This is a genomic window from Methanobrevibacter cuticularis (genome assembly GCF_001639285.1).
Taxonomy (GTDB): Archaea; Methanobacteriota; Methanobacteria; order Methanobacteriales; family Methanobacteriaceae; genus Methanobaculum; species Methanobaculum cuticulare.
This window is the reverse complement of sequence record NZ_LWMW01000161.1, coordinates 1-4,007: the sequence shown is the minus strand read 5'-3', so window position 1 is coordinate 4,007 and position 4,007 is coordinate 1. Positions and strand designations below refer to the sequence as shown.

Here is a 4,007-nt window from a genome sequence, read left to right as displayed (position 1 = left end):
TAAAAGAAGGAGATTGGAAAGAGATGTTTGAAAATGAAAAAAGAATCGTGATTGTTTTGGATAATGCTAAAACACATATAGCTAAAATTGGAAAAACAATTGCAAAAATTCTTAATATAAAATTAGTATTTCTTGAAAAGTATGCTTCTGATATTAATCCCATAGAACGAGTTTGGTACTCTATAAAAGATAAATTATCAGTTACATATGTTGAAGATGAAATGTTTTTAATGACGGAATTTTCGCGATATTTCTATATCTACGCCAATTCCAGAACATTAGTAGAAAATTGGCTTGATACATACATTAATTAGAAACTTTATTTTCAGGACTAAAATACTACTTTTCTATCCCAAAAAATGGGTCTTGTTAAGATTAAAATTATATTTTTATAATTTATGCATGATTAAAATACAAAAAAATGGCAATAAAAATTATATAATATCTTTTATATAATATAATTAGTAAAAATAAAAATATATTATATAAAAGGTGTTTTTTTATGGATAGAAAACAATTAGCTATAGACTTCGCAAAATCTTTAAATCATTCAGAAATAGTAAAAATCATTTTATTTGGGTCTGTTGCAAGAGGGGATGACACCAAACACTCTGACATTGATATTCTTATTTTAACTACTGATGAAGATAAAATCGAAGATGATGTTTTTGATATTACCTTTGATTTATTGATTGAAAAAAATGAGTATATTTCCCCTAAAATAATCCCTATTGAACACTACGAGAAATATAAAGATACTTCATTCTACACTAATGTAAATAAGGAAGGGATTGTAATTGGATGATTATAATTTAATATTTAAAAAATCAATAGAAACATTAGAATCAGCAGAATCCAATTTTCAAAATGGTTACTATGATACAAGCATTAATAGATCATATTATGCTGTATTTTACTCTGCAAATGCGTTATTAGTTAAAAAAGGAATAAAAGCTAAAACACATAAAGGAATTGGGCGAAAATTTGGTTTAGAATTCATAATAAATGATAAGTTTGATAAAGGCATAGGTAAACTCTTATCAAAATTACATGAAGAAAGATTAAAAGTCGATTATGATTTTTATTTTGAATCTTCAGAAGAAAAAGCTAAAAAAGACCTAAATAGAGCCAAAAAATTCATAGAAGAATGCAAAAAATTCTTATAAAAATTATGCAGAAAAGATTAAAAAACAATACAATATAACACTTTTAGTCTAAATAAGGAGTTAAACTTCTTTTTTTAATATTCCTAAATGAATATAATCTAAAAACTGCTAAAAATCTGCGAACAAGTCCTAATCTTAAGATAAAAAGGTCAAATCCCTTAAAATCCGTTTGTTATTTTTTGAATAATTTAATGAAAGTTTAATATCTATTTAATTAGATAATAAATTATGCAATATTGTTTAATATTATTTAATTAGATAATAAATTATGCAATATTGTTTAATATTATTTAATTGTGAACTCAATATTTAAAGGAACAATCCTCTAAATGGTCATTTATATAACCTACTGCTTGTAAATATGCATAACAAATTACTGGACCAAAAAATTTGAAGCCTCGTTTTTTCATATCTTTACTGATAGTTTCAGATAAAGGTGTTGAAGCGGGAATTTCCTGAATTGTTTTCCAATGATTTATAATTGGTTTTCCTTCTGGTAAAAAGGTTTTCAAATAATTACAAAAGCTACCAAATTCTTTTTGTATTTCTAAAAAGTGTTGAGCATTGGTAATTGTAGCTCCTATCTTTCCTCGGTGGCGAATAATTCCACTATTATTCATCAAATATTCCACATCTTCTTTAGTCATTTTAGCAACTTTTTCGATGTTAAAATCTAAAAAAGCATTTCTATAATCATCACGTCTTTTAAGAACTGTTATCCAGCTTAAACCTGCCTGTGCACTTTCCAACACTAAAAATTCGAACATTGTACGGTCGTCTGTAACTTCTTTTCCCCATTCTTCATCATGATATTTGATGTAAATAGGTTCTGATTTACACCACTCACAACGTCTTTTATATATTGATTCTTCATTATCATATTTTGACATATTAATCAGCAGCTATTAAATTATATCTAATATATTTGTATTCATTCTCATTTATCTGCTAATTGTATTATTATAATTTAAATAAATATTATTTCTAATCCTAGCTAATGAAAAGTAATAATTATACTATAAATGACCAATAGATTATATAAATACTGATACATTGAAGCAGTTAATGATTTTAAAGAGAATTAATTTTTTAAATATAACACCAACTTTTAGGATACAACTGTACTTAGTGGTTTTAAAAATAAGAATAGATAATTCTTTTTCATAATTAAGGTATTCTATATGGAAAAACTCCTTTATCATTGTATTCTTTTTTTAGCCATGCTTTTAATATTATTTCAGAAATTCCATATTTTCCATTCCCCAAGTTTTCAATAAACCCAATATTTTGAAGTTTATTTAAATGTCTACTTAATGAACCAGAAGTTCTATTTAATTCATTAGCAATCTTTTTCCTTTCTGTAATATCATTTATTATAGTGGTAATAATCTTCTGCTCAACTAAGTCCAGTCCGCCCCATAATTGTTTTAAATGATCTGCAAGAAATGGTAAACTATTAATAAATTCTTGTTTAACTGTTTTATCATTTAATGAAATATTTTTTGGAAGTAAATTTGCAAATGTATTTACATAGTAAGGAATTCCTTTAGTGCAACTGTAAAACCTTTCAAAACCATCATCTGCAAAGTTTAATGATTCTAATCGTTCATTTAAATAATCTTTTACTGTTTCTTTTGTAAATGGATTTATTGGAAAAGTTAACATTCTCCCCCCAAAAGCTCCTGTTTTACCAGATATTTTTTCAATTATTGTATCTTTAGAATTTAAAGATCCAGAAAAAATATATGCAACATTTCTTTGATTTTGAATAATACCTCTAAAAAACCATAAAAAACTATCTAAATTTTTTCCTAAGTCTTTTAAAACTTGAAATTCATCAATAATCATTATGACTCCTTTAATTTGATTTTGGTTTTCTTCATAGATTTTTTGAGGTAAATTTAAAACTAAATTCAAAATTCCAGAATAATCATCCTTTATCTCTGGAATAGGTATTGGATAATCTCCAAATTCTATGATTTTTTCAAAATAGAACTTATTCTTTTGAAAGTATTCTTTAATTCTTGGTATAAACCTTTTTAAATGTTTTTCACTGCATGAGTCTATCCATACGGTGTAAAAATATTGCATTAAAGCTATTTCATCTAACTCTCCAATTTGATAGCTATAGCTATGGCTTAAATCTAAATAAGCTATTAGATAGTCAGAATCCATTTCATTTTTTATTTTTTTAAGAAGTGCAGTTTTTCCAATACCCCTAATTCCAGATAAAAGGATTGTTGGAGGTGTGCCTAAACTTGTTGTTTCTAAAAAGTTTTTGAGGTGCTCAATATCATCTGTTCTGTTATAAAATTCATCATCTGTTAACTGTGAATTTGTTCCCCATGGTAACTTTTCCATGATTTTCCCTCTCATTTAGTATTTAATTTTATTATAAATATAATTATATAATCAAAAATGATTATAAAAGAATGTAATCATATATGATTAAATAATCAAAAGTGATTATAAAAAGATGTAATCACATATGATTAAATAATCAAAAGTGATTATATTTACATTTAATTTTATATTATAAATAAGTTTTCAAAAAAGTGGCAGTGTCAAATACTTTACTGATTTTGATATTTTTCTTTTGTAAGATTCTTTTATTTTTTTATTGATTAAATGTGGTTATTATTTGCCAACATTATCATTAAATCATTAAATAATCTATTTTGATATTTTTCTTCTGTTTTTTTATTTCTATATTCGTTTTTTAAATAGATTCTTCCTTTTGATCCTTTGATTTCTCTCATTCTTCTTTTGACGTGTTTTGGTAGGGTTTTTTGGAAATTTAATTCTGAAATATTGGATGTTTTTTCCACTCCATCGACCTTT

6 protein-coding genes are annotated in these 4,007 nt (G+C 24.9%); 3 read left to right on the top strand and 3 right to left on the bottom strand.

What is annotated here, in order from left to right:
• The 3 genes from MBCUT_RS10175 to MBCUT_RS10165 form a co-directional block, all read left to right on the top strand.
• Positions 1-314, top strand: a 314-nt coding sequence (locus tag MBCUT_RS10175; RefSeq protein ID WP_211263809.1) for a transposase, incomplete at its 5' end; no start/stop codon positions are given.
• Positions 315-502: 188 nt separating this feature from the next.
• A complete protein-coding gene (locus MBCUT_RS10170; RefSeq protein ID WP_067260716.1) occupies positions 503-805 on the top strand; it encodes a nucleotidyltransferase domain-containing protein in 303 nt (100 codons plus the stop codon).
• Positions 798-1,166 carry a HEPN domain-containing protein gene (locus MBCUT_RS10165; RefSeq protein WP_067260713.1) on the top strand — a complete coding sequence of 123 codons (369 nt, stop codon included), beginning with the start codon at positions 798-800 and terminating at the stop codon, positions 1,164-1,166. Before MBCUT_RS10170 ends, MBCUT_RS10165 begins: the two co-directional genes overlap by 8 nt.
• 302 nt (positions 1,167-1,468) lie before the next feature.
• Here the strand turns inward: MBCUT_RS10165 and MBCUT_RS10160 are convergent, their stop codons facing one another.
• The 3 genes from MBCUT_RS10160 to MBCUT_RS10150 form a co-directional block, all read right to left on the bottom strand.
• Entirely contained in the window at positions 1,469-2,056 is a 588-nt protein-coding gene (locus MBCUT_RS10160) for a DNA-3-methyladenine glycosylase I (RefSeq protein ID WP_067260709.1), read from the bottom strand.
• A 277-nt stretch (positions 2,057-2,333) separates the two neighbouring features.
• The gene (locus tag MBCUT_RS10155; RefSeq protein ID WP_067260706.1) at positions 2,334-3,527 is read right to left on the bottom strand and encodes an AAA family ATPase; all 1,194 of its coding nucleotides are present in this window, start codon (positions 3,525-3,527) and stop codon (positions 2,334-2,336) included.
• Between the two features lie 263 nt (positions 3,528-3,790).
• Positions 3,791-4,007: hypothetical protein (locus tag MBCUT_RS10150; protein ID WP_394327064.1), on the bottom strand; the 217-nt coding region annotated here is incomplete at its 5' end.